This window comes from Sphingomonas sp., from assembly GCF_031426035.1.
In the GTDB taxonomy this organism is placed as follows: Bacteria; Pseudomonadota; Alphaproteobacteria; order Sphingomonadales; family Sphingomonadaceae; genus Sphingomicrobium.
On record NZ_JANPKO010000152.1, the window covers coordinates 1 to 2,807 of the forward strand.

The window sequence follows — 2,807 nt, forward strand, 5'->3', positions numbered from 1 at the left end:
ACCGCGGCCGGGCGCCCGGCGATCCTGATTCCCTATCCGGCGGCGACCGACGACCACCAGACCGCCAACGCCCGCGAAATCACCGCCGCAGGTGGTGCGCGCACCATCCCGCAACCCCAGTTCACGCCCGAGACACTCGCGCGGCAGATCGAGGTGCTGGCGGCGGACGGCCAGGCGCTCGCCAACGCCGCCGCGCGCGCGCTGTCGGTCGGCCGCCCCCACGCCGCGCGCGACCTCGCCGACCTGGTCGAGCGCGCCGCCGGCGGCTACGCGCCGGTCGAGGTCGGACCGGCAGTCAACGCGGGATACGGCAGGTTCGCCGGAGCTGGTGTGCCGGCATGAAGGCGCTCGGCACCGATATCGGGACAATTCATTTCGTCGGCATCGGCGGGATCGGCATGTCGGGCATTGCCGAGGTGATGCATCAATTGGGCTACAAGGTGCAGGGCTCGGACATGGCCGAAGGCTATGTCGTCGAGGGCCTGCGCAAAGCCGGCATCCCGGTGATGATCGGGCATAATGCGGACAATCTCGGCGATGCGACGGTGGTGGTGTGCTCGACCGCGATCCGCGACGATAATCCCGAAGTCGCCGCCGCCGCCGAGCGCCGCCTGCCGCGCGTGCGCCGCGCCGAAATGCTCGCCGAGCTGATGCGCATGCAAAAGACCATCGCGGTCGCCGGCACCCACGGCAAAACGACGACGACGTCGATGATCGCGGCGATGCTCGATGCCGGCGGGCTCGACCCGACCGTGATCAACGGCGGGATCATCAATAGTTACGGATCGAACGCGCGGCTAGGCAAGAGCGACTGGATGGTGGTCGAGGCCGACGAGAGCGACGGCAGCTTCCTGCGCCTCGACGGGACCATCGCAGTGGTCACCAACGTCGATCCCGAGCACCTCGAGCATTACGGCAGCTTCGACAAGGTCAAGGACGCGTTCGTCGAGTTCGTCGAGAATGTGCCGTTCTACGGGCTGGCGGTGATGTGCGTCGATCATCCCGAAGTGCAAAGCGTGCTGAGCCGCATTCGCGACCGCCGCGTGGTCACCTACGGTTTCTCCGCGCTGGCCGATTTGCGCGCCGACAATGTCACCCCGTTCCCGGGCGGCAGCCGGTTCGACGCGGTGGTCCTCGCGCGCGACGGAACGCGGCGCACGATCGAGGGGATCAGCCTGCCGATGCCGGGGCGCCACAATGTCCAGAACGCGCTGGCGGCGATCGCGGTCGGGCAGGAGCTCGGACTCGATGACGCCACGATTGCCCGCGGGTTCGAGCGGTTCGACGGGGTCAAGCGCCGCTTCACCCGCGTCGGCGATGTCGGTGGGGCGATGATCATCGACGATTACGCCCACCACCCGGTCGAGATCCGCGCGGTGCTGTCGGCCGCGCGCGAGGGGGTACAGGCGGGCGAGGACGGGGCGCTCGGCGGGCGCGTCATCGCGGTCGTCCAGCCGCACCGTTTCACCCGGCTCGAATCGCTGATGGAGGATTTCCAGAACGCCTTCAACGATGCCGACATCGTGTTCGTCGCGCCGGTCTATGCAGCGGGCGAGCAGCCGATCGAGGGGGTCGACGCGGCGGCACTGGCCGAGGGATTGCGCGCGCGCGGCCACCGCATGGTCAAGGCGGTCGGCGACGCCGATGAGCTGGCGCTGTCCCTGCGCGACATCGCCGCGGAGGGCGACACCATCATCTGCATGGGCGCCGGCGACATCACCAAATGGGCCGCCGGGCTAGCCGACGGGATCGCCCGGGCGAGGGCGAGCAAGTCCCCCCTCCCGCTCGCGGGAGGGGTCGACTCACCGAAGGCGAGCGGGGGAGGGGCTGTCCCGTGACTTTACAGGCCCTCCCCCCGGCCTCCTCCCGCCTGCGGGAGGGGGAGAAGACGGTGCGTGGCAAGCAAAAGCCCGATTCGCCGCTTGCCCCACTCGTGTGGTTCAAGTCGGGCGGGGCGGCGGAGTGGCTGTTCGAGCCCGCCGATGCCGACGATTTGACCGAGTTCCTGAAAGACCTCGACCCCAATGTGCCGGTGATGGCGCTTGGGCTCGGCTCCAACATGATCGTGCGCGACGGCGGGGTGCGCGGGGTGACGGTGCGGCTGGGCAAGGCGTTCGCAAAAATCGAGGCGGTCGATGCGGTGACCCTGCGCTGCGGCGGCGGGGCAAGCGGAATCCTGGTGTCGTCGACCGCGCGCGACGCCGGCATCGCGGGGCTCGAATTCCTGCGCGGGATTCCTGGCACGGTCGGCGGGTTCGTGCGGATGAACGGCGGCGCCTACGGACGCGAGGTGCAGGACATCCTAGTCTCGGCGACCGTCGTGCTGCGCTCGGGAGCGGTCGAGGAATGGCCACTCGAAAAGCTCGGATACAGCTACCGACATTCGGAGCTGCCCGAGGGGGCGGTGGTGATCGCGGCGACGCTGCGGGGCGCGCCCGGCGACCCCAAGGCGATCGGCGCCGAGATGGACCGCATCGCCGCCGCGCGCGAGGAATCGCAGCCGCTCAGGAGCCGCACCGGCGGATCGACCTTCAAGAACCCGCCGGGGCACAAGGCGTGGGCGCTGATCGACGCCGCCGGCTGCCGCGGGATGATCCTCGGCGGCGCCCAAGTGTCGGAAAAGCATTGCAACTTCCTGCTCAACCTCGGTAGCGCGACAAGCGCCGAGATCGAGGCGGTGCTCCACGGGCTGCCCTGCAACTCCAAGGTGATAGGCTCCGAAATGGACCGCATCGCCGCCTCTCGCGAGGAATCGCAGCCGCTCAGGAGCCGCACCGGCGGCTCGACCATCAAGAACCCGCCGGGCC

General features: G+C 69.4%; 3 protein-coding genes. All 3 read left to right on the forward strand.

The genetic code is table 11. The annotated features are described in order from the left end of the window. Positions 1-342, forward strand: a 342-nt coding sequence (locus tag RMP08_RS11320; RefSeq protein WP_310469106.1) for a glycosyltransferase, incomplete at its 5' end; no start/stop codon positions are given. Further along, the gene (gene murC, locus RMP08_RS11325; RefSeq protein ID WP_310469107.1) at positions 339-1,838 is read left to right on the forward strand and encodes a UDP-N-acetylmuramate--L-alanine ligase; all 1,500 of its coding nucleotides are present in this window, start codon (positions 339-341) and stop codon (positions 1,836-1,838) included. The genes RMP08_RS11320 and murC, both read left to right, overlap by 4 nt. 53 nt (positions 1,839-1,891) lie before the next feature. Then, the coding region (gene murB, locus RMP08_RS11330; protein ID WP_310469108.1) for a UDP-N-acetylmuramate dehydrogenase at positions 1,892-2,807 on the forward strand (916 nt) is incomplete at its 3' end.

Bases quoted from the DNA above. Each gene is read 5' to 3' on its own strand.
- murC (WP_310469107.1), top strand. From the start codon at position 339: ATGAAGGCGCTCGGCACCGATATCGGGACAATTCATTTCGTCGGCATC.